Annotated in this window: 19 protein-coding genes; 12 read left to right on the forward strand and 7 right to left on the reverse strand. The window is 62.7% G+C overall.

The features are described 5' to 3' along the window. The first annotated feature begins 401 nt into the window (after positions 1-401). Positions 402-1,145: an SDR family NAD(P)-dependent oxidoreductase gene (locus tag FHT70_RS16240; RefSeq protein ID WP_183702936.1), complete on the forward strand. Its 744-nt coding sequence runs from the start codon at positions 402-404 to the stop codon at positions 1,143-1,145. Further along, positions 1,142-2,050: a sigma-70 family RNA polymerase sigma factor gene (locus FHT70_RS16245; RefSeq protein WP_183702939.1), complete on the forward strand. Its 909-nt coding sequence runs from the start codon at positions 1,142-1,144 to the stop codon at positions 2,048-2,050. The genes FHT70_RS16240 and FHT70_RS16245 overlap by 4 nt, the downstream gene beginning before the upstream one ends. A 324-nt stretch (positions 2,051-2,374) precedes the next feature. On the opposite strand, the gene FHT70_RS16250 is transcribed toward FHT70_RS16245, so the two are convergent. The 3 genes from FHT70_RS16250 to groES form a co-directional block, all read right to left on the reverse strand. Further along, positions 2,375-2,821 (reverse strand): hypothetical protein, encoded by a 447-nt coding sequence (locus FHT70_RS16250; RefSeq protein WP_183702941.1) that lies wholly within the window; start codon positions 2,819-2,821, stop codon positions 2,375-2,377. A gap of 589 nt (positions 2,822-3,410) precedes the next feature. Next, complete coding sequence (gene groL, locus FHT70_RS16255) at positions 3,411-5,048, reverse strand: chaperonin GroEL (RefSeq protein WP_088396568.1); 1,638 nt, start codon at positions 5,046-5,048, stop codon at positions 3,411-3,413. Between the two features lie 72 nt (positions 5,049-5,120). After that, entirely contained in the window at positions 5,121-5,417 is a 297-nt protein-coding gene (gene groES, locus FHT70_RS16260; RefSeq protein WP_004675403.1) for a co-chaperone GroES, read from the reverse strand. A gap of 341 nt (positions 5,418-5,758) precedes the next feature. Here groES and FHT70_RS16265 point away from each other — a divergent pair, with 341 nt between their 5' ends. The 4 genes from FHT70_RS16265 (at position 5,759) to FHT70_RS16280 (ending at position 11,558) form a co-directional block, all read left to right on the forward strand. Beyond that, on the forward strand, positions 5,759-6,607 hold the full coding sequence (locus FHT70_RS16265; protein ID WP_183702943.1) for a TIGR01459 family HAD-type hydrolase: 849 nt from the start codon (positions 5,759-5,761) through the stop codon (positions 6,605-6,607). A 14-nt stretch (positions 6,608-6,621) separates the two neighbouring features. After that, on the forward strand, positions 6,622-7,605 hold the full coding sequence (locus FHT70_RS16270) for a bifunctional riboflavin kinase/FAD synthetase (RefSeq protein WP_183702945.1): 984 nt from the start codon (positions 6,622-6,624) through the stop codon (positions 7,603-7,605). A 285-nt stretch (positions 7,606-7,890) separates the two neighbouring features. Further along, a complete protein-coding gene (gene ileS, locus FHT70_RS16275) occupies positions 7,891-10,797 on the forward strand; it encodes an isoleucine--tRNA ligase (RefSeq protein ID WP_183702947.1) in 2,907 nt (968 codons plus the stop codon). Between the two features lie 131 nt (positions 10,798-10,928). Next, on the forward strand, positions 10,929-11,558 hold the full coding sequence (locus tag FHT70_RS16280; protein ID WP_085777111.1) for a hypothetical protein: 630 nt from the start codon (positions 10,929-10,931) through the stop codon (positions 11,556-11,558). Positions 11,559-11,670: 112 nt separating this feature from the next. Here FHT70_RS16280 and FHT70_RS16285 read toward each other — a convergent pair whose 3' ends face one another. After that, the gene (locus FHT70_RS16285) at positions 11,671-12,108 is read right to left on the reverse strand and encodes a nucleoside deaminase (RefSeq protein ID WP_183703080.1); all 438 of its coding nucleotides are present in this window, start codon (positions 12,106-12,108) and stop codon (positions 11,671-11,673) included. Positions 12,109-12,198: 90 nt separating this feature from the next. Here FHT70_RS16285 and FHT70_RS16290 point away from each other — a divergent pair, with 90 nt between their 5' ends. The 3 genes from FHT70_RS16290 to FHT70_RS16300 are packed head-to-tail and all read left to right on the forward strand — an operon-like array spanning position 12,199 to position 15,484. Further along, positions 12,199-14,046 carry a pseudouridine synthase gene (locus tag FHT70_RS16290; RefSeq protein ID WP_183702949.1) on the forward strand — a complete coding sequence of 616 codons (1,848 nt, stop codon included), beginning with the start codon at positions 12,199-12,201 and terminating at the stop codon, positions 14,044-14,046. Next, entirely contained in the window at positions 14,027-14,587 is a 561-nt protein-coding gene (gene rsmD, locus FHT70_RS16295; RefSeq protein WP_183702951.1) for a 16S rRNA (guanine(966)-N(2))-methyltransferase RsmD, read from the forward strand. The genes FHT70_RS16290 and rsmD overlap by 20 nt, the downstream gene beginning before the upstream one ends. A gap of 15 nt (positions 14,588-14,602) precedes the next feature. Further along, positions 14,603-15,484 carry a patatin-like phospholipase family protein gene (locus FHT70_RS16300; RefSeq protein WP_183702954.1) on the forward strand — a complete coding sequence of 294 codons (882 nt, stop codon included), beginning with the start codon at positions 14,603-14,605 and terminating at the stop codon, positions 15,482-15,484. Here the strand turns inward: FHT70_RS16300 and FHT70_RS16305 are convergent. The 3 genes from FHT70_RS16305 to FHT70_RS16315 form a co-directional block, all read right to left on the reverse strand. Continuing rightward, on the reverse strand, positions 15,473-15,952 hold the full coding sequence (locus FHT70_RS16305; RefSeq protein ID WP_183702957.1) for an EVE domain-containing protein: 480 nt from the start codon (positions 15,950-15,952) through the stop codon (positions 15,473-15,475). The genes FHT70_RS16300 and FHT70_RS16305 overlap by 12 nt on opposite strands. Positions 15,953-15,955: 3 nt before the next feature. Beyond that, positions 15,956-16,327, reverse strand: coding sequence for a VOC family protein (locus FHT70_RS16310; protein ID WP_085777117.1), 372 nt, complete (start codon positions 16,325-16,327; stop codon positions 15,956-15,958). A gap of 112 nt (positions 16,328-16,439) precedes the next feature. Next, positions 16,440-18,254, reverse strand: coding sequence for a monovalent cation:proton antiporter-2 (CPA2) family protein (locus FHT70_RS16315; protein WP_183702960.1), 1,815 nt, complete (start codon positions 18,252-18,254; stop codon positions 16,440-16,442). 119 nt (positions 18,255-18,373) lie between these two features. On the opposite strand from FHT70_RS16315, the gene FHT70_RS16320 reads away from it, so the two are divergent. The 3 genes from FHT70_RS16320 to FHT70_RS16330 all read left to right on the forward strand — a co-directional run bounded on the left by FHT70_RS16320 (position 18,374) and on the right by FHT70_RS16330 (position 20,866). After that, positions 18,374-19,720: a TldD/PmbA family protein gene (locus FHT70_RS16320; RefSeq protein ID WP_183702963.1), complete on the forward strand. Its 1,347-nt coding sequence runs from the start codon at positions 18,374-18,376 to the stop codon at positions 19,718-19,720. 25 nt (positions 19,721-19,745) lie between these two features. Further along, positions 19,746-20,555, forward strand: a complete 810-nt coding sequence (locus tag FHT70_RS16325) for a 3'(2'),5'-bisphosphate nucleotidase CysQ (RefSeq protein WP_183702966.1) — start codon at positions 19,746-19,748, stop codon at positions 20,553-20,555. A 62-nt stretch (positions 20,556-20,617) separates the two neighbouring features. Next, positions 20,618-20,866 carry a DUF4170 domain-containing protein gene (locus FHT70_RS16330; RefSeq protein WP_085777121.1) on the forward strand — a complete coding sequence of 83 codons (249 nt, stop codon included), beginning with the start codon at positions 20,618-20,620 and terminating at the stop codon, positions 20,864-20,866. The last annotated feature ends 48 nt before the right edge of the window (positions 20,867-20,914 follow it).

Consider the following 20,914-nt stretch of genomic DNA (forward strand, 5'->3'; position numbering starts at 1 on the left):
CCACTAACGTGGAATCGTGAGGACCATCTTAAGCAAACCCCCAATAACGCTGGTGGTCGGGGCATTGCTCATGCCGGAGATTTCCTCGGACATTCAAGGCGGCTTCGGTGCCAGTCCCTTCCGGGGAGTGAACGTCAACCTTTGCAAGAACCCGCATCGGCCGAAATTCCGGATCGCCGCAGATGTGGAGGATCGGCGCGATAGGTCAACCGGAACAAGCAACCCCGTAACAAGGGCGCGATCCGCTTCGGCTGGCGACCGCAATCACGGCGGCATTCGGTCGAGCCAGACTTTTTTGACGCTGGGTTCCACAAATCGCAGATAGCGATGACTCTTTTCACCTCCTTGAACCGTCGTTGTTGCGACCGTCGTCGAGCGGTCGAATGAACGAGGACTGAGAAATGGATCTGGAAGGAAAGCGAATTGTGGTCGTCGGCGGGAGCCGCGGCTTGGGGAGTGGGCTTGCCGAGGCATTCGTTGCTCGCGCGGCCGAAGTCACCGTGGTCGCCCGAAACGCGACGGCTGTGCAGGGGCCGGCTGAGCAACTGGCCGTCACCGCCATATCGGCCGATGCAACTGATGCCGACGCGGCGTGGCGGATCATGGAGCAGACGCGACCTGATGTCGTCATCATGAATGCCGGTGCGAAACCGCCCATGGAGCGGATCGACCGGATTGGCTGGGAGGCATTCACGACCAACTGGAACGTAGACGTCAAGGCCGCGCTGCATTGGGTACAGGCTGCTCTGACCTTGCCAATGGCGCCGGGCGGGCTCGTCGTGCTGGTCTCCAGCGGAGCCGCCGTGCAGGGGTCGCCACTATCGGGAGGTTATGCCGGCGCCAAGCGCGCGCAGTGGTTCATTGCAAAATATGCCGACGACTTGTCGGCGGAACTCGGCCTGGGCTTGCGGTTCCGGGTCATCGTTCCCCGGCAGATGTTCGTTGGAACTGGTGTGGGCGATACCGGAATCGGGGCCTATGCTGCGAAGGCGAGTCGGACATTTGCCGAACAGGCCGCCACCTGGCCGGACATGACGCCGCGGGCTTTCGGTGATACGGTCGCCGAACTGATCGGCGATTCCGGCCTCGCTGAGGCCATGGTCTATGCCGTGCGTGGGGATACGGGTGTGACGGTCATCGAATGACGAAAGACCCAGCTCTCGGGGCGGAAGAGAGGAAAACTCTGCTCGCAGATCTGGCCAGGGAAGCGGACGCGCTTCGCCCCCAACTGCATCGTTATGCTGCTCGTCTGGTGGGTTCGGTGATCGACGGCGAGGACGTGATTCAGGACGCGTTTGCCAGGGTATTTTCGACGGCTGGCTCGATCCCACCTGGCACGCCGCTGCGACCGTGGCTGTTTCGCATCGTCCACAATCGAGCCATAGATTCCCTGCGCCAGCGCAGTACGCGCCGGTCGGAGCCGCTTGAGATGGCCTTTGATCTGCCCGATATCAGCGCAGTCGGCGCGGAGGACGCGCTGATCCGGCGGGACACGGTGCGGGTCGCCCTGGGTCATTTTGCAGAATTGCCGGTGCCGCAACGCAGCGCGGTAATCCTCAAGGATGTGTTGGGAGAGTCGCTTGCGGATATCGCAGCGCTGCTCGAACTGAGCGTCGACGCCGTCAAGGCCCATCTGTCGCGCGGTAGGGCGAGATTGCGTGCGATCTCCGACGTGCGGTCTGACGTTGCGCCGTTGCCAAGTCCCGAGGCCCTGAACTTTGCAGCGCTCTTCAACGCCCAAGATTGGGACGCGCTGCGTCGCTTGCTGGCCGATGACGTTCGGCTTCGCCAGGCGCGACGGCCTGAAATCTCGGGTGCCGCCGATGTCGGTCGATTTTTCACCTATTATGCCGAATATCCGCGAGTCAGGGTCGAACCGGCCTGGCTGGAAGGCAGGGAAATATTCCTGGTTTCGGCCGAACCGGCGAGCGGGCCTTACTATTTTATGCTGCTCGAATGGCGGGGGCAAAAGATAAGCCTTATCCGCGACCATCGCTATGCGACCTATGTCATGGATGGTGCTGATGTCATGCCGGCCGCATTGCGGTGACCGATACTGGTCGAGACGTGCTTCCTCGCGGCCCGCTATGCGCCGCCACTTGCGGACGTTTCGTAAAACATGACTATTCCCGCTATGACAAAGGGTACGCTGCGATTCCTCTTTGATTTTGCGGCCGGCGGCCGCTTGCGGGCGGGTGATGAAGCTACCCAATCCAAATTGGCCGTCGGACCGCTTGATGCGAGTAGAAATAGTACGGATGGCTGCAATGGGCCCGTCGGTCGTGGGCTGAAAATGTGGAACCGCAAAGTTTAGCGATTCCACATTTACGTTAGTGGCTGGGCCATGAGCGGCCTTTATCTAGCGTCGCCGGTCTTATTGCCGGCTGGTGATCTGCCTTGTGCCTTCGAGCTTGAAGCGAGGGAAGATGAAGACGCCGGTTATGCTGCCGCTGTATTTCTCCTCGAGCCCGTTAGACTCGCCCATGCAGAACAGTGGCTGGCGCAAGCCGTTCGGCATGATGATTGTCGTTGAAAAGCAGAAGGAGGAGCAATGCGTCGCCACCTGCTCGAACAGTTCCAGCACGCGGGCTCGATCCTTGCTATCGTAGCAGCGGATCAGGTTAAGCAGCCCGCATTCCTCGGCGGAGAGGCCGTGCAGCATCGCGCTCCATTTGCCGAGACGGATCAGGCCGCTCGAAAAATCTCCGGTCCAGCTTTCGGAAACCGACAACTGCGCCAGCATCTGGTGATTTTGATGGTTGTCGTTCAGCGAGCCGGTCATCAAGGGCACGGCTCCATTGGCTTTGGCGATCTTAAACAAGGCGTTCCCCAGTTCGGATGCGGCTCCTCCGCCGCATGCTCGGCAAACACAAAGAAACAGGATCATGGGACGGCGGGCATGATGCCCGCGCCTACTTCGGCGATCGTTGCAGCCATTCGAGTCTCCGGACCTGAGCCCTTCGAACACGCATTTATGGCATCGCCTTCCCGCGCTCGTCTGACAGCGAATGATCGCCGGGCGCGCATCAATTGCAGCCGCGGATTTATAGGAGCTTTTGCACAATCGGCAACGGCTTTTTGAGCCTGTTCGGATCGGCATTATTTGTGAGAGATGTCGGCATCATCACGCTCTTCAGCCAGAAGTGACCAGTTTCGGCATTTTTCGAGCGGTTTGGCATCTATTGCGTGAGAAACCTTCCCCCGGAAGCAATCTCCCGCGCACTTTCCGGCATTGGAAAAAGAGCGGCGACGCAAGCCTGACGAAAGCTTCGAGGTCGGCTGACGCGCTGCACGGGATAAAATAGTGCGCAACGGAACGAATCGCAGCGGACAAAAGAAAAGGGCGACCCGGGGGCCGCCCTTCCTGTTCCGGATGTGCCGGAATGGATGTCAGTGACGGCTTTCGCCTATCACATCATGTCCATTCCACCCATGCCGCCCATGCCGCCCGGCATAGCCGGAGCGTCCTTCTTCGGCAGCTCGGCGATCATGGCTTCGGTGGTGATCAGCAGCGATGCGACGGAAGCGGCATCCTGCAGGGCGGTGCGAACGACCTTGACAGGGTCGATGATGCCCATGCCGATCATGTCGCCATATTCGCCGGTCTGGGCGTTGTAGCCGTAGTTGTCCTGATCCTTGTCGAGGATCTTGCCGACAACGATCGAAGCTTCGTCACCAGCGTTCTCGGCGATCTGGCGGGCCGGAGCCTGCAGAGCGCGGCGAACGATGTTGATGCCGGCTTCCTGGTCGTCGTTGACGCCCTTGGCAGAGATCTTGACGGAAGAACGCAGCAGGGCAACGCCGCCGCCCGGTACGATACCTTCCTGAACGGCAGCGCGCGTCGCGTTGAGGGCGTCGTCGATGCGGTCCTTCTTTTCCTTCACTTCGACTTCCGTCGAGCCGCCGACGCGGATGACGGCAACGCCGCCGGCGAGCTTGGCAAGACGTTCCTGCAGCTTCTCGCGGTCGTAGTCGGAGGTGGTTTCTTCGATCTGGGCCTTGATCTGGGCAACACGGCCTTCGATGTCGGACTTGGCGCCCGAACCGTCGACGATCGTGGTGTTTTCCTTGGAGATCGAAACCTTCTTGGCGCGGCCGAGCATGTCGAGCGTGACGCTCTCGAGCTTGATGCCGAGGTCTTCGGAGATGACGGTGCCGCCGGTCAGGATAGCGATGTCTTCGAGCATGGCCTTGCGGCGGTCGCCGAAGCCGGGCGCCTTGACGGCAGCGATCTTCAGGCCGCCACGCAGCTTGTTGACGACGAGCGTAGCAAGGGCTTCGCCTTCGACGTCTTCAGCGATGATGAGGAGCGGCTTGCCAGTCTGGACGACGGCTTCGAGAACCGGGAGCATCGACTGCAGGTTCGAGAGCTTCTTCTCGTGGAGGAGAATGAAGACGTCTTCGAGGTCGGCGACCATCTTTTCCGGATTGGTGACGAAGTAGGGGCTGAGGTAGCCGCGGTCGAACTGCATGCCTTCGACGACTTCGAGTTCGGTTTCGGCGGTCTTGGCTTCTTCAACCGTGATGACGCCTTCGTTGCCGACCTTCTGCATGGCTTCGGCAATGTCGAGACCGACCTGGCGTTCGCCGTTAGCGGAGATCGTGCCGACCTGGGCGACTTCTTCCGAAGTGTTGATCTTCTTGGCCTTGGCCTGGAGATCCTTGACGACTTCGGCGACGGCGAGATCGATGCCGCGCTTCAGGTCCATCGGGTTCATGCCGGCGGCAACGGCCTTGGCGCCTTCGCGAACGATCGCCTGGGCAAGAACGGTTGCAGTCGTGGTGCCGTCACCGGCGATGTCGTTGGTCTTCGAAGCGACTTCGCGGACCATCTGGGCGCCCATGTTTTCGAACTTGTCTTCAAGTTCGATTTCCTTGGCGACGGAAACGCCGTCCTTGGTGATGCGCGGAGCGCCGAAGGACTTGTCGATGATGACGTTACGGCCCTTCGGGCCGAGCGTGACCTTCACTGCATCGGCGAGAATGTCGACGCCGCGCAGCATCTTTTCGCGCGCGGTGCGGCCAAACTTGATTTCTTTAGCTGCCATGTTTGTGTCTCCTGAATTCGATTTGTTCGGGCAAAAGGCCCGTCAGCCATTTCGGGAAAGCGGATCGGCCGATCAGCCGATGATGCCCATGATGTCGGCTTCCTTCATGATCAGAAGGTCTTCGCCGTTGATCTTGACTTCAGTGCCGGACCACTTGCCGAACAGAACGCGGTCGCCAGCCTTGACGTCGAGAGCGACGACCTTGCCGGACTCGTCACGAGCGCCGGAGCCGACGGCGACGATTTCGCCTTCCTGCGGCTTCTCCTTGGCGGTGTCGGGAATGATGATGCCGCCCTTGGTCTTTTCTTCGGACTCGACGCGACGAACGACGACGCGGTCGTGAAGCGGACGGAAATTGGTGCTTGCCATTGTCTAATCCCTCGATCGAATGACATTCGCGGGCCGGAGCGGTCCGCATGGATAAGTGTTAGCACTCCTCTCTGGTGAGTGCTAGCGCTCGAGCATTTAGGGATGGCTCCGAGAGGAGTCAATGAGAGCAATCACGAATTTTTGTGCCGGAATTGTGAAGAGCGGCGAATTATCGGAGGTTCCCGCCGAAATCTTGTCTGGCATGGCAACGTTGCCAGACCTTGCCGTCCCCTCCCGCCGGGATTGCCGAGGATCTTGTCTGCCAAGGTGAAGAAAATGCCTTGCCATCGCCTTGCGCCTTTGCAATGTCACCGGTGACTGAAGCAAATCGGGAAATTGGAATGGCCAGGCGGATAGGAAACTTCTCGGAGATCACAGATCGCTATGACGTGGTGCTCTGCGACGTCTGGGGCGTCGTTCATAACGGCGTCGATCCGTTTCCGAAGGCCGCCGCCGCCCTTCAATCCGCGCGTGAGAGCGGCCTTGCCGTCGTCCTCATCACCAATTCGCCGCGCCTTTCCTGGCAAGTGGTCGAGCAGCTGCGCCACATCGGCGTTCCCGACGGCGCCTATGACCGGATCGTCACTTCGGGGGACGTCACCCGCGGGCTGATTTCCGAGGGGCCGAAGACGGTCTTTCTGCTCGGCCCCGAGCGCGACAAGGCGCTTCTCGAAGGCATCGGCGTCGAGCGCCGGCCGGCCGGTGAAGCGCAATCGCTCGTCTGCACTGGCTTTTTCGACGACGAGACCGAAAAGCCCGAGGACTACACCGACATGCTCCTCGATTTCCAGGCGCGCGACGTGCCGATGATCTGCGCCAATCCCGACCTCGTCGTCGAACGCGGCCATCGCATCATCCCCTGTGCCGGCGCCATGGCTGCCTATTACGAGCAGCTCGGCGGTAAAACCCGCATTGCCGGCAAGCCGCACCGGCCGATTTACGAGGCGACACTTTCGGCCGCCCGCGAGCTTCGCGGCGATTTTTCCACCGACCGTGTGCTGGCGATCGGCGACGGTATGCCGACGGATGTGCGCGGCGCCTTGAATTTCGGCCTGGATCTTCTCTACATCAGCGGCGGGATCCATGCCAAGGAATACACCTTGAACGGCGAGACCGACGAGGCGATCCTCAACGCCTATCTCGAGCGGGAGAAGGCCGCGCCGAAGTGGTGGATGCCGCGCCTTGCATGAAGAGAAGCCAGCCGATGACCGTCTTTCACCGCAATGAAACCCGCGAAGCCTTGCCTGCCCATCTGAAGGGCGGGGTCATTGCCATCGGCAATTTCGACGGCGTGCATCGCGGCCATCAATCGGTGCTGAACCGCGCGCTCGAAATAGCGAAGACGCGCGGCATTCCTGCCCTGGTGCTGACCTTCGAGCCGCATCCGCGCACGGTGTTCCGGCCGCAGACACCGGTCTTCCGGCTGACACCCGCGCCGCTCAAGGCCCGGATTCTGGAAACGCTCGGTTTCAACGCAGTCATCGAATATCCTTTCGACTACGAATTTTCGCAGCGCTCGGCCGACGATTTCATCCATTCGATCCTCAAGGATTGGCTAGGCGCCACCGAAGTCGTCACCGGCTTCGATTTCCATTTCGGCCGCGGCCGCGAAGGCGGGCCTGCCTTCCTGATGAATGCCGGCCAGACCTATGGTTTCGGCGTCACCCTGATCGACGCCTTCCGCGACGAGAACGCCGATGTCGTCTCGTCGAGCCATATCCGGGCGCTGCTGAAGGACGGCAATGTCAGCGAAGCCGCCGGCATGCTCGGCTACCGCTATACGGTCGAAGCCGAGGTGATCGACGGCGAAAAGCTCGGCCGGCAGCTCGGTTTTCCCACCGCCAATATGCGCCTGCCGCCCGAGGCCGAACTCGCCGCCGGCATCTACGCCGTCCGCTTCCGCCGCCAGGACGGAACGCTCCACGATGCCGTCGCGAGCTACGGCCGCCGCCCGACGGTGACGGAAAACGGCGCGCCGCTGCTCGAAACCTATCTGTTCGATTTTCACGGCGATCTCTACGGCCAGCTCTGCGCCGTCTCCTTCTTCGGCTATCTTAGACCCGAACTGAAATTCGATGGCCTCGATGCGCTTGTCGTCCAGATCAAACGCGACGAGGAAGAGGCGAGGGCGCTGCTGGCGGGCGTGGCGCCATTGGGCGAACTCGATCGCAAGCTTTGCTTCTCCTGAGAGTGCACTGGTCGGAATGTTCCGGGTGCATGCCGGATTCGGCAGTGCCTCGCGATCGTAAGCAGGCAATTTCCTCTCTTCCTTTTCCCGGCAAAAACGCCTATGAACCGGCGCTATGACGAAACTTCGGCTGGCAATGACGATACGAATTATCGGCCCGGCCTTCCGCGCGCGCTAAGCGGCCGGGAGGTCCGGGTTTTCGGCGCTTGCGAGCAGGCGCTTCCGCCGCCACCTATTTTCACGTCCGTCGCGCCCTCACGGGGCTGCCAGAAACGATTGTCACACATGACCGAAACAGCCGAAAAGATCGATTACTCGAAGACCCTCTATCTGCCTGAAACCGATTTCCCGATGCGCGCCGGTCTGCCGCAGAAGGAACCGGAGCTTGTTGCCCGCTGGCAGCAGATGGATCTCTATAAGAAACTGCGCGCCTCCGCCGCCGGCCGCGAGAAATTCGTCCTGCACGACGGCCCGCCCTATGCCAATGGCAACATCCATATCGGCCATGCGCTGAACAAGATCCTCAAGGACGTCATCAACCGTTCGTTCCAGATGCGCGGCTATGACGCCAACTACGTGCCCGGCTGGGATTGCCACGGCCTGCCGATCGAATGGAAGATCGAGGAAGAGAACTATCGCGCCAAGGGCAAGGCTAAGCCCGACCTGAGCGAGCCGGCGGCGATGATCGGCTTCCGCCGCGAGTGCCGCGCCTATGCCGAGAAGTGGATCAAGGTCCAGGGTGACGAGTTCCAGCGCCTCGGCATCGTGGGCGACTTCGAAAACCCGTATCTGACGATGAACTTCCATGCGGAAAGCCGCATCGCTGGTGAGCTCTTGAAGATCGCCGCTAGCGGCCAGCTCTACCGCGGCTCCAAGCCGATCATGTGGTCGGTGGTCGAGCGCACCGCGCTGGCGGAAGCCGAGGTCGAGTACCACGACTATGAAAGCGACACGATCTGGGTGAAATTTCCCATCGCGAAAGGCCCCGACAGCGTCAAGGATGCCTTCGTCGTCATCTGGACGACCACGCCATGGACGATCCCCGGCAACCGCGCGGTCGCCTATTCCTCACGTGTCGCCTACGGCCTGTATGAGGTCACGGCTGCCGAGAATGATTTCGGCCCGCGTCCTGGCGAGAAGCTTGTTTTCGCCGACAAGTTGGCTGAGGAATCCTTTGCCAAAGCGAAGCTGCAGTACCGGCGTCTAGCCGATGTCACGGCTGCCCACCTCGCCGGCATGGCCTGCGCACATCCCCTCCGAGGCCTGGAAGGCGGTTACGAATTTGTCGTGCCGCTGCTCGAGGGCGATCATGTCACCGACGATGCCGGTACCGGTTTCGTCCACACGGCGCCGAGCCACGGCCGCGAAGACTTCGACGTCTGGATGGCGCATGCCCGTGAGATCGAGGCGCGCGGCATCGAGACCAAGATCCCGTTCCCGGTCGACGACGGCGGCTTCTACACCGCCGACGCTCCCGGTCTGGAAGGCGCACGCGTCATCGACGACAACGGCAAGAAGGGCGATGCCAATGATCGTGTCATCAAGGCGCTGATCGAGCGCAATGCGCTCTTTGCCCGCGGCCGCTTGAAGCACCAGTATCCGCATTCCTGGCGTTCGAAGAAGCCGGTGATCTTCCGCAATACGCCGCAGTGGTTCGTCTATATGGACAAGACGCTGCCGGACGGGACGACGCTGCGCAATCGGGCGCTGAACGCGATCGACGACACCCGTTTCGTGCCGGCCGCCGGCCAGAACCGTCTGCGTGCGATGATCGAGCAGCGCCCGGACTGGGTCCTTTCCCGTCAAAGAGCCTGGGGCGTGCCGATCTGCGTCTTCGTCGATGAGCAGGGCGAGGTCCTGAAGGACGAGGCCGTCAACCAGCGCATCCTGAACGCTTTCGATGTCGAGGGCGCAGACGCCTGGTTTGCGGAAGGCGCCAAGGAGCGCTTCCTCGGCAACGAGCATGACCCGGCCAAGTGGACCCAGGTCATGGATATCCTCGACGTCTGGTTCGACTCGGGCTCCACGCACACCTTCACGCTGGAAGACCGCCCGGACCTGAAATGGCCGGCCGATCTCTATCTCGAAGGGTCCGACCAGCATCGCGGCTGGTTCCATTCGTCGCTCTTGGAATCGGCTGCCACCCGCGGCCGCGCCCCTTATAACGCTGTCCTCACCCATGGTTTCACCATGGACGAGAAGGGCGAGAAGATGTCGAAGTCGAAGGGCAACGTCACCTCGCCGCAGGAGGTGATGAAGGATGCCGGCGCCGACATCCTGCGCCTCTGGGTCATGACCTCCGATTATGCCGATGATCTCCGCGTCGGCAAGACGATCATCCAGACCAATGTCGATGCCTATCGCAAGCTGCGCAATACCATCCGCTGGATGCTCGGCACGCTTGCCCACGACAAGGGGGAGGTCATCGCGCTTGCCGATCTGCCGGAGCTGGAGCAGCTGATGCTGCACCGTCTCTCCGAGCTCGATCAGCTCGTGCGCGAGAATTATGATGCCTTCGACTTCAAGAAGATCGCCCGCGCATTGATCGACTTTGCCAATGTCGAGCTCTCGGCCTTCTACTTCGACGTCCGCAAGGATGCGCTCTATTGCGATGCGCCATCCAGCCTCCGCCGTCGCTCGGCGCTCTATGTCATCCGCATGATCTTCGACTGCGTGGTGACCTGGCTTGCGCCGATGCTGCCGTTTACGACGGAAGAGGCATGGCTCTCACGCAATCCCTCGGCTATCTCGGTCCATCTGGAGCAGTTCGCTCCGGTCGCCAAGGAATGGCGCAACGATGCGCTGGCCGAAAAGTGGAGGAAGATCCGCGCGATCCGCAGCGTCGTGACCGGCGCGCTCGAAATCGAGCGCAAGGATAAGCGCATCGGTTCCTCGCTCGAGGCGGCGCCCGTTGTCTATGTCGCCGATGCCGCGCTTCGCAAGGCGCTCGAGGGCCAGGATTTCAGCGAAGTCTGCATCACCTCTGGCATCACGATCAAGTCAGATGCCGGCCCGGCCGACGCTTTCCGCTTGGCCGAGGTGCCTGACGTCGCCGTCGTGCCGAAGCCTGCCGAAGGCGTCAAATGCGCCCGTTCCTGGCGCATCACCACCGATGTCGGTTCTGATCCGGACTATCCCGACGTCTCGGCGCGCGACGCCGCCGCCTTGCGCGAACTCGGCATCCGCGCCTGAAGATATTTGCCGGGTGAATTGCCATTGCGGCGTTCATCCGGTAAAAGCTGCCTGAAAATGGCCGGATTTTTGCGTCAGGGGGACGGTTGTCCGGTAGGGCGACGATTGCACCGGTGGCTGGAAGGGTTTTCATGTTCGCAACGCATTGGTTCCGTATTGGCGCCTGCCTGTCTGTTGTCATGGCGGGATGCTCCCTTGTGTCCGGCTGCGCCAGCAGCCCGACCTACGGCACCGACAAGACCGCCATGGAGCAGCTGACCGACGATCTTGGCCAGTCCGTGTCTCTGACCGGACCGGAACCGAAGAACAAGGGCGTCAAATATACGCCGCGCCCGACGCTGGTGCTGCCGGCTGAGGGCCAGCGAGAGACCCTCGTCGCGCCGCAGCCGACGGTGGCCAACAAGGACAATCCGCAATGGCTTGAATCGCCGGAGGAGACCCGCGCCCGCCTCGTTTCCGAGGCTGACGCCAATTCGGACAATCCGAATTACCGCTCGCCGCTGGCAAGCTCCGCCATCGAAGGCGGCCGGCGCACGACCGAAGCCCAGACCCAGGCCTATCGCGAGGCCCGCGCCCTGCAGAAGGGCTCCTACGTCGATCAGCGTCGCTATATTTCCGATCCGCCGCCCGGTTACCGCACCGTCGACGACCCGGCCAAGCTCGATGACGTCGGCGAGCCGGAGCTCAAGAAGCAGAAGAAGCGCAAGAAGGACGCGGCAATCGCCAATTCCGGCAAGCAGTGGTGGAACTTCCTGCAGTAGCAGCTTTGACCGACCTGTAGCCCATGCTTTTTGGTTGGTTCGAGTTCATCGATATCACCGGACCGGCCCCTCATCCGCCTGCCGGGATGACGGTATTGTGCAGGCCCTGAGATTACGGCGCCTCTCTTCGTTCCGCAAAGAATCGCCGCAAAATCTCGGCCGACTGCACCTCATTGATTCCCGAATAGACTTCCGGCGCGTGATGGCAGGTCGGTTGCGCATAGAATCGCACGCCATTGTCGACGGCGCCGCCCTTCGGATCCTCGGCGCCGTAATAGAGCCTGCGGATGCGCGCAAACGAGATGGCTGCCGCGCACATGGTGCAAGGCTCCAGCGTCACATAGAGATCGGCGCCGGTAAGGCGCTCCTGCCCAAGTGCCTCGCAGGCGCGCCGGATTGCAGCGATTTCGGCGTGCGCGGTAACGTCGTTGAGCTCGCGCGTGCGGTTTCCCGAGCGTGAAACAGCAATATCGTCGACAACGACGACCGCGCCGATCGGCACCTCGCCGCGTTCTCCGGCGGCGCGCGCTTCTTCAAGCGCCATCTCCATGAAACGATTTGTCTTCACGATCGCAAGAATTTCCACTTAACCGCAGATGCGTGACCTGATAGACAGGCCCAAAAGGCAGGCAAACAGCAAATGACACCCAAAGACAAGCCAAAACGCCCGGGCGCAAAGCCCCTTTCACGGGATAACAGGCCGAAGGCCGGTCCGAAGGCGGGCGGTGCGAAGCCGGCGAAGGCCGCAACCGCGCGCTCGGCGGCGGCGGAAGCCGACAGCGACACCAAGGCCGAACGCATTTCCAAGGTGATGGCGCGTGCAGGCGTCGCCTCCCGCCGCGACATCGAGCGCATGATCATGGAAGGCCGTGTGACGCTGAACGGCACGGTTCTCGAAACCCCCGTCGTCAACGTCACCCTTGCCGACCGCATCGAGGTCGACGGTGTACCGATCCGCGGCATCGAGCGCACCAGGCTCTGGCTCTATCACAAGCCTGCGGGCCTGGTGACCACCAATGCCGATCCGGAAGGCCGACCGACCGTCTTCGACAACCTGCCGGAAGAACTGCCGCGCGTCATGTCGATCGGCCGGCTCGACATCAACACCGAAGGGCTGCTGCTGCTCACCAATGACGGCGGCCTCGCCCGGGCCCTCGAACTGCCGGCGACCGGTTGGCTGAGGCGCTACCGCGTTCGCGCCCATGGGGAGATCGATCAGGAAGCGCTCGACAAATTGAAGGACGGCATCGCCGTCGATGGCGTGCTCTATGGATCGATCGAGGCGACCCTCGACCGCACCCAGGGCTCGAATGTCTGGATTACCATGGGCCTTCGCGAAGGCAAGAACCGCGAAATCAAAAATGTGCTCGGCGCGCTCGGTCTCGATGTCAACCGTCTGATCCGCATTTCCTATGGGCCGTTCCAGCTCGGTGACTTGCGGGAAGGCCATGTCGTCGAGGTGCGCGGCCGCACATTGCGTGACCAACTCGGCCCGCGCCTCATCGAGGAAGCCAAGGCGAATTTCGACGCGCCGATCTACAATGCGCCCGCCGTCGCTGCCGAAGAAGAGGAAGAGGCTTCGGCACCGGCCGCACCAGCAAAGCGCGAGCGGCCGCGACGCGAGGAGGATAAGCGCGAACGGGCGCTCAGCCGCCTCGACACCAAGCGCGACGATCGCCCCGGCGGGCGCAGAGACGACGATCGCCGCGGCGGCCGCAGGGATGAAGACAAGCCCAAGCGCGCCCAGTCGCTCGGCCAGCGCCGCAGCGCCAATGTCTGGATGGCGCCCGGCGCCCGGCCCCTCGGCGAGAAGGCGGCAGCCAAGGCCGCCAAGAATGCGCAGACCGCGCGCCGGCGCGGCGAACAGCCGGCGGCAAAGACCAATGCTTTCGATCGCATCGAGGATCGTCCGCGCACGCCGATCAACCGTGTGCGCGAAGAGGACGGCGAATGGATTCGTTCGAGCGAGCAGCCCCGCCGCAAGGATGAGGCCGAGGGCTTTGGCCGCAAGCGGTCCTTCGGGGATCGCCCCGCTCGCGAAGGCCCCAGCTTCGGCGATCGCAAGCCGCGTGCTGATCGTGACGAGCGTCCTCGTGCCGCCAGAGCCTCCACCGGCGAGGGCCGTTCTGAGCGTCCCCGCAGCGACCGCCCCTTCGGCGACCGTCCGTCGCGTGGCGAACGTAAGCCGCGCGAGGAGGGTGACGAGCGCCCGCGGACAGCCAGAAGCTTTGCCGGCGAGGGGCGCTCCGAGCGTCCGCGCGGCGAAAGGTCGTTCGGCGACAAGGCTGTGAGCGGCAAGCCTTCGGGCGATAAGCCGCGCGGCAAGGGCTTTGCTGGCAAGCCTGGTGGACCCAAGAATTTTTCCGGCAAACCTAAGGGCGCCAAGCCAGGCGGTGAAAGGCCGGCCGGGGACAGGCCGGCGGGCGGTCCGTCCAGAGGTGGTGCTCGAGGAAAGGGAATGACGCGCGGTGCGGATCGTCGGCGGTGAGTTTCGCGGACGGCCTCTCGCCGTGCCAAAATCCAACGACATCCGGCCGACTGCCGACCGGACGCGCGAGAGCCTGTTCAACATCCTGAGCCATGCCTATCCGGAATGCGTCGACGGCACCCGGATCCTCGATCTTTTTGCCGGAACCGGCGCCGTCGGCCTCGAAGCCGTCTCGCGCGGCTGTCGTCATGCGCTCTTCGTCGAAAACAGCGTCGAGGGCAGGGCGCTGCTCTGGGAAAACATCGATGCGCTCGGCCTGCATGGCCGCACCCGCATCCTGCGCCGCGATGCGACCGATCTCGGCAGCGCCGGCAATCTCGAGCCTTTCGACGTGCTCTTTGCCGACCCGCCCTATGGCAAAGGCCTTGGCGAGAAGGCGATGGCGGCCGCAGCCGTTGGCGGCTGGCTGCGGCCGGGGGCGATCGCGGTGCTCGAAGAACGCGCCGACATTGTCGTTTCGGTCCACCCTTCCTATGTTTTTCTCGAAAGCCGCATCTTTGGCGACACCAGGGTGCATTTCTTCCGATATCAGCCGCAATAGGCGCAGGGGCGGGGCGTGCAGCAGGCAGAGATCATCAGTCCGAAACTGCCTGCGATCAGCGATTTGCCGACGGTCGCTGTCGCCTTCGGCGGCGGCGGCGCACGCGGCCTGTCCCATATCCACATCATCGAAACCCTCGACGAACTCGGCATCCGCCCGGTGGCGATTGCGGGTTCGTCGATCGGCGCGATCATGGGGGCGGGCATGGCCGCCGGCATGTCCGGCGCCGAAATCCGTGAACATGCGCTGGCAACCGTCGGCAACAAGACCGCCGTCGTTGCCCGCATCTGGGGCATGCGACCGACGACAGTGCGCGATGCCGTGGCCAAGGGCATCCGCATCGGCCAGTTCAACCTGGAGCGGATCCTCAAAGCTTTCCTGCCGTCGGAGCTGCCGGCCCGCTTTGCGGATCTGCTGGTGCCGACAAAGGTGATCACCACAGATTATTACGGGCAGAACGAGGTGATCATCGAAGAGGGCGAGCTGTTTCCCGCACTTGCCGCCTCGTCCTCCATCCCCGCCGTTTTCATGCCGGTGCGCCTGCGCGGCCGTGTGATGATCGATGGCGGCATCAGCAATCCTGTTCCTTATGAGTGCCTGATGGATCTTGCCGACATCGTCGTCGGCGTCGATGTCGTCGGCGCTCCCGAGGGCGACGGCACTCATATTCCCAACCGCATGGAAAGCATCTTCGGTTCCGGACAGCTGATGATGCAGACGGCGATTTCGCTAAAGCTGAAGCTTTGCCAGCCGCACATCTTCCTGCGCCCGACGGTCGGCCGCACCGGCGTGATGGATTTCCTCAAGGCTCGCGAAGTGCTGGCCATGTCCGTCGGCGTCAAGGACGATCTGAAATTCGCCCTCGACCGCGAGATCGAAGCGCGGCTAAAACGCTAAGGAACCTTGCACGGGCACCGTTGCCGGCGTCCGCGAGACATGCGCCAGCGGTTCAGCGAGCATCGCTTCGGCTATGAGCTCGGCATCGTCATTGTCGATTTGGATGAGACCAAAGCGCAGTCGATAGCCCCAGCCTGTCCGATCGCTCGTGAAAGACAGCCGATCGAGCAGCGGCCGGATGGGCGTTTCAATGGCCCGCCACCAGACGACATCCCGCCTCCAAGGGCGGAAGCCGGGGTGAGCCTCCACTTGATATGCCGCCGTTTCCTCGACCACGCCGATGGCCGTGAACGCCTGCAGGCGATCCTTGCCGCCAAACGTTTCAGTCGGCGAATAGTAAATCACGCGGTCCCCTGGCGCGCTCCGCTTGAGCGGAGCGGCCTTGCCGTGACAGACTTGCATGAACCCGGCTGCGCGCCCGATGCGGACGTGGTTTGCTGATGCGACGGCAATCCAGCTGCGGGACATGCTTCAGTCCTCCGCGACGTTGTAGACGCGCAAGCGATGCCCGTCGGGATCGGCAGCAACGAAGCTACGGCCGAAATCGAGGTCGGTCGGCGGCAGAAGGATCGCCGCGCTCTTGCCCTGCCATTCGATATGGAGCCTATCGACCATGTCCGCTGTCGCGACTTTGAAACCGACCTCGCAGCCGCCGCCCGCAGCAGCCGGCGCCGGCTGGACGCCCGTCCGGCCCCACAGTCCGAGCGCCAGGCCCGAAGGAAGAATGAACATTGCGAAGGTCGGGCTGGCCTCCACAGGATCTTGCCCGAGCAGCCGCGCATAAAAGCTGGCGCTCTTCGGCGCGTCGGTTACGAAAAGTAGAATGCTGTTGCTGTCGAACACGATAAACCTCCTGTATGTTGGGCAGGAGAATATTTAGAGAGACATGCTGACAGATTCTGGCAGTAGCCCACTGTTTTCGAACTGCTCGACCGTCGCAGCTCCGGCAACAGGTTTATGCGTCCGCCACCGCATTCGCGACTCCCGCCAGCGGATCGTCCTCGAAAGGATCGGCGGTGCGCTTCGGCTTAACCAGCGGTTCGGGACGCACCGGATGGGAAAACAGCATGTCGCGCCCCGCCTGCAGCCCTTCGGAGACCTGCAGCACCAGCCGCGCCTCGTCGCGCTTGCGGATATCCTCGCCGATTTCATAGGCATCGACCTCCGAGACGCCGAGCGCCTCCAGCGTCCGCCGTCCAAACAGCAGGCCCGACTCCAGCGTTTCGCGCAGCTCGTAATCAATCCCCTTATTGCGCAGTTCGATCGAATGGATTCGGTCATAGGAGCGTACGTAAAGGCGCGTCTGCGGATAGTCCGCTTGCACCAGTTCGACCACCTTGTCAGTGATCTCCTTCTTCTGTGTGCAGACGAGGACGATCTTCGCCCGGTCGATGCCGGCCGAGCGCAGCACGTCCTTGCGGGTGCCGTCGCCGAAATAGATGCGGAAGCCGAAGGAGGAGGCCTGGCGGATGCGGTCGGCGGAAAAGTCGATGACGGTGACGCTGCGCCCGCCGGCAAGCAGGATCTGGGCGGCGATCTGGCCGAAACGTGAGAAACCGACCATCAGCACGTCGGCGCCCGCACCTTCGAAATCCTCGTCGAGCTCTTCCTGTTCATCGCCGTTGAGCAGCCGCTTCGACAGCGCCGCGCCGATCGGCGTCAGCGCCATGGACAGCGTGACGATCGCCACCAGCAGCGACGCCGTGCTCGTCGACATCAAGCCGACGACGCCCGCCGTGGTGAACAGCACGAAGCCGAATTCGCCGCCTTGCGGCAAGAGGAAGGCGATGCGGATCGCGTCATTGTGCGGAGATCCCGATATCCGGCAGAGACCATAGATGATGATCGCCTTGACGGCCATGACGATCGGCACCGTGACGATGACGAAGAGTGCGTTGTCGACGAGCACGCCGAGCTCCAGCGATAGGCCGACGGCGATGAAGAAGATGGCGAGCAGCACGCCGCGGAAAGGCTCGATGTCGGCCTCCAGCTCGTGCCGGTAGGAGGATTCGGCGAGCATCACCCCCGACAGGAAGGCGCCCATCGCCATCGACAGTCCGGCAAGCTGCATCAGGCTTGCCGATCCCATGACGACAAAAAGGGCGGCCGCGATCATCGCTTCGCGTGCGCCGGTGCGGGCGATGATCTGGAAGAGCGGCGTCAACAGATAACGCCCGGCGACGATCATCGCCGCCACGGCGCCGACGGCCACGGCCATATCGGTGAGCGGCGTATTGCTGCCCTTGCCGCTGCCGTCGAGAACGGTGATCAGCGCCAGGAGCGGCACGATCGCCAGGTCCTGGAACAGCAGCATCGAGAAGGAACGCTGCCCGTATCTCGTGTTGACGTCGCCGTCGCCTTCGAGGATCTGCATGGCGAATGCCGTCGAGGACAGCGCAAGGCCGAAGCCGGCGACGATGCTGCCGCGCCAATCGAGAACTTCGGAAAACCAGGAGAGCGCTGTCAGCGCCAGCCCTGTTACCAGCACCTGCGCCGTGCCGAGGCCGAAGATGTCGCGCCGCATCTGCCAGAGGCGGCTTGGCTTCAGCTCCAGGCCGATGATGAAGAGCAGGAAGACGACGCCGAGCTCGGCGACGGCAAGGATCTGTTCGCCGTCGGTGATGCCGTGGAAGACCGGGCCGATGACGATGCCGGCGGCGAGATAACCGAGCACCGTGCCAAGCCCCAGCTTCTTGAAGATCGGAGCGGCGACCACCGCGCCGCCGAGCAGCAGGATCGTTTCGGAGAAAAGGTCGTTGGGCGCTGACATGCTGGCAATTTCTTTCGACGGCGGGAAACATCCTGGCAGCCCCGGCAAAGAATCGGCGGCGGCGGCCTTGATGCCAGGGAGAGTGCACAATAAATGGAAGCCGAAGGAAAGGCCAAATCATGTCCTCTGAAATCGATTCTTCGACACTTCTTTCCCGCGCAACTCAATTGATCGATCTGGCAAGGAAGGCGGGGGCCGACGCTGCCGACGCCGTGGTCGTTCGCTCTCGCTCGCAATCCGTCAGCGTCCGGCTTGGCAAGGTCGAGGGGACGGAATCGTCGGAAAGCGACGATTTTTCGCTCCGCGTCTTCATCGGCAAGCGTGTCGCTAGCGTTTCGGCCAATCCGGGCTTCGATCTCCAGGCGCTGGCCGAACGTGCCGTCGCCATGGCCAAGGTTTCCCCGGAAGACCCCTTCGCGTGCCTGGCGGACGAGGCGAACCTCGCCAGGTCCTATCCCGACCTGCAATTGCTCGATGCCACCGACGTGTCCTCCGAGATGCTGCGCGAGGCGGCTCTTGCCGCCGAGACGGCCGCACTTGCGATCAAGGGCGTCACCAATTCCTCCGGCGCCGGCGCGTCGGCCGGCATGGGCGGTCTTGTTCTCGCCACGTCGCACGGTTTCCAAGGCAGCTACATGGCCTCCCGTTTCGGCAATTCCGTCAGCGTCATCGCAGGCGAAGGCACGGGCATGGAGCGCGACTATGATTTCGACAGCCGGCTTTATTACGCCGAACTCGACGATCCCGCCAAAATCGGCCGCCGCGCCGGCGAACGGGTGGTCAAGCGCGTCAATCCGCGCCAGGTGCCGACCGGCAAGAACGTCACCGTCGTCTTCGATCCGCGCGTCGCCCGCGGTTTTGTCGGCCATATCGCCGGTGCGATCAACGGTGCCGCCGTCGCCCGAAAGACCAGCTTCCTGCGCGACAGGATGGGTCAGCAGGTGCTGAAGTCGGGCCTTTCGATCACCGACGATCCTCTGATCGTGCGCGGGCCTTCCTCGCGTCCCTTCGACGGTGAGGGCGTGTCCGGCGAGCGGCTTGTCATGATCGAAGACGGTGTCCTGAAGCACTGGTTCCTCTCGACCTCGACGGCCCGCGAGCTCGGCCTGCAGACCAATGGCCGCGGCGTGCGCGGCGGCACCGCCGTCACGCCGTCTTCCACCAACCTCGCCTTGGAGCCGGGCGAGATCTCGCCGGAGGAACTGATCCGCAGCATCGGCAACGGTTTTTACGTCACCGAACTAATCGGCCACGGCGTCAACATGATCACCGGCGAATACAGCCGCGGCGCCACCGGCTTCTGGATCGAGAACGGCGAACTCACTTTCCCGGTATCCGAGGTGACGATCGCCTCGAACCTCAAGGAGATGTTCATGCGCCTGACGCCGGCAAACGACGTCGACCGCAAGTTCGGCGTCGCGGCTCCGACCCTCGCGATCGAAGGCATGACGCTCGCCGGGCAGTAAAAACGGGCAGGAATGGAATGACGGGATGAGCGATAGGGAAAAGCTCCGCTGGCAGAGCGATCTCGCCTTGATCGCCGATGCTGCGAAGGAGGCCGGCGCGGTCGCCTACGGCTTCTTCAACCAGTCTCCCGAGGTCTGGTGGAAGAACGGCGACCGCTCTCCAGTCAGCGCCGCCGATTTCGCCGCCAATAAGACGCTTGAAACGATCCTGCGCAAGGCGCGGCCGGATTATGGCTGGCTGTCTGAGGAAACCGAGGACGATGAAGACCGCCTGTCGCGCGAGACGCTTTTCATCGTCGATCCGATCGACGGCACGCGCGCCTTCCTCGGCGGGCAGCAAGTCTGGTGTGTCAGCGTCGCGGTCGTGCATCGCGGCCGCCCGGTTGCCGGCGTGCTCTATGCACCGGCGCTCGAAGAGCTCTACGAGGCCGTCGAAGGCGGCGTGGCGCTGAAGAACGGCACGCCCTTCACCGTTTCCGCCGCCGGGCCGGACGAGTTGAGCCGGCTTGCGATCGGCGAAGACCTGTTGAAGACCTTTCCGCCGGCGTTCCGTGACCGGGTGAGACGCGAAAAATATGTCCCCTCGCTGGCCTATCGCATCGCCATGGTGGCAGACGGCCGTCTGGAAGCCACCTTCGTCAAGGGCAATTCGCATGACTGGGACCTTGCCGCCGCCGATCTCGTTCTGGCCTGCGCCGGCGGCGGGCTTGTAGACCTCGACGGCAAGTCCATCGTCTATAACAGGGCCGACGTCACCCATAAGGTCCTCTGTGCGGCGCCAGCGCCCCGTATCGATGAGTTCCTCGCGGCATTCGCCGGGCGACGAGACAGTTGACGTTTCCGTCAAAATCCCGCAGATGAGGTGGCGGAGGAACTAGGCAGAAAGAGAACAAGAAAATGACTGACTCCGGTGACAAGAAACAGCTTTTGCACCTCGTTTTCGGCGGCGAACTCGAAAGCCTCGAAGATGTCCAGTTCCGTGACCTGGACGGCCTCGATATCGTCGGCATTTTTCCCGACTATGCCTCGGCGCTGACGGCCTGGAAGGCGAAAGCGCAGCAGACGGTCGACAACGCACATATGCGCTATTTCATCGTCCACATGCACCGTCTGCTCGATCCGCAGCAAAAGGCTGGGGGCAACTGACCTCGGCAGCCGCAGCCAGCCGAACGGGCCTTCGTGCATCGGGCGCCC

It is taken from the genome of Rhizobium sp. BK049 (assembly GCF_014193135.1).
Lineage (GTDB): Bacteria > Pseudomonadota > Alphaproteobacteria > Rhizobiales > Rhizobiaceae > Rhizobium.

Excerpts from the sequence above, each read along its gene's own strand:
- FHT70_RS16280 (WP_085777111.1), top strand. The coding sequence starts at position 10,929 with ATGTTCGCAACGCATTGGTTCCGTATTGGCGCCTGCCTGTCTGTTGTC.
- FHT70_RS16325 (WP_183702966.1), top strand. The coding sequence starts at position 19,746 with ATGAGCGATAGGGAAAAGCTCCGCTGGCAGAGCGATCTCGCCTTGATC.
- FHT70_RS16265 (WP_183702943.1), top strand. The coding sequence starts at position 5,759 with ATGGCCAGGCGGATAGGAAACTTCTCGGAGATCACAGATCGCTATGAC.
- FHT70_RS16285 (WP_183703080.1), bottom strand. The coding sequence starts at position 12,108 with ATGGAGATGGCGCTTGAAGAAGCGCGCGCCGCCGGAGAACGCGGCGAG.
- FHT70_RS16320 (WP_183702963.1), top strand. The coding sequence starts at position 18,374 with ATGTCCTCTGAAATCGATTCTTCGACACTTCTTTCCCGCGCAACTCAA.
- FHT70_RS16290 (WP_183702949.1), top strand. The coding sequence starts at position 12,199 with ATGACACCCAAAGACAAGCCAAAACGCCCGGGCGCAAAGCCCCTTTCA.
- FHT70_RS16330 (WP_085777121.1), top strand. The coding sequence starts at position 20,618 with ATGACTGACTCCGGTGACAAGAAACAGCTTTTGCACCTCGTTTTCGGC.
- groL (WP_088396568.1), bottom strand. The coding sequence starts at position 5,048 with ATGGCAGCTAAAGAAATCAAGTTTGGCCGCACCGCGCGCGAAAAGATG.
- FHT70_RS16315 (WP_183702960.1), bottom strand. The coding sequence starts at position 18,254 with ATGTCAGCGCCCAACGACCTTTTCTCCGAAACGATCCTGCTGCTCGGC.
- ileS (WP_183702947.1), top strand. The coding sequence starts at position 7,891 with ATGACCGAAACAGCCGAAAAGATCGATTACTCGAAGACCCTCTATCTG.
- FHT70_RS16305 (WP_183702957.1), bottom strand. The coding sequence starts at position 15,952 with ATGTCCCGCAGCTGGATTGCCGTCGCATCAGCAAACCACGTCCGCATC.
- FHT70_RS16270 (WP_183702945.1), top strand. The coding sequence starts at position 6,622 with ATGACCGTCTTTCACCGCAATGAAACCCGCGAAGCCTTGCCTGCCCAT.
- FHT70_RS16240 (WP_183702936.1), top strand. The coding sequence starts at position 402 with ATGGATCTGGAAGGAAAGCGAATTGTGGTCGTCGGCGGGAGCCGCGGC.
- FHT70_RS16245 (WP_183702939.1), top strand. The coding sequence starts at position 1,142 with ATGACGAAAGACCCAGCTCTCGGGGCGGAAGAGAGGAAAACTCTGCTC.
- groES (WP_004675403.1), bottom strand. The coding sequence starts at position 5,417 with ATGGCAAGCACCAATTTCCGTCCGCTTCACGACCGCGTCGTCGTTCGT.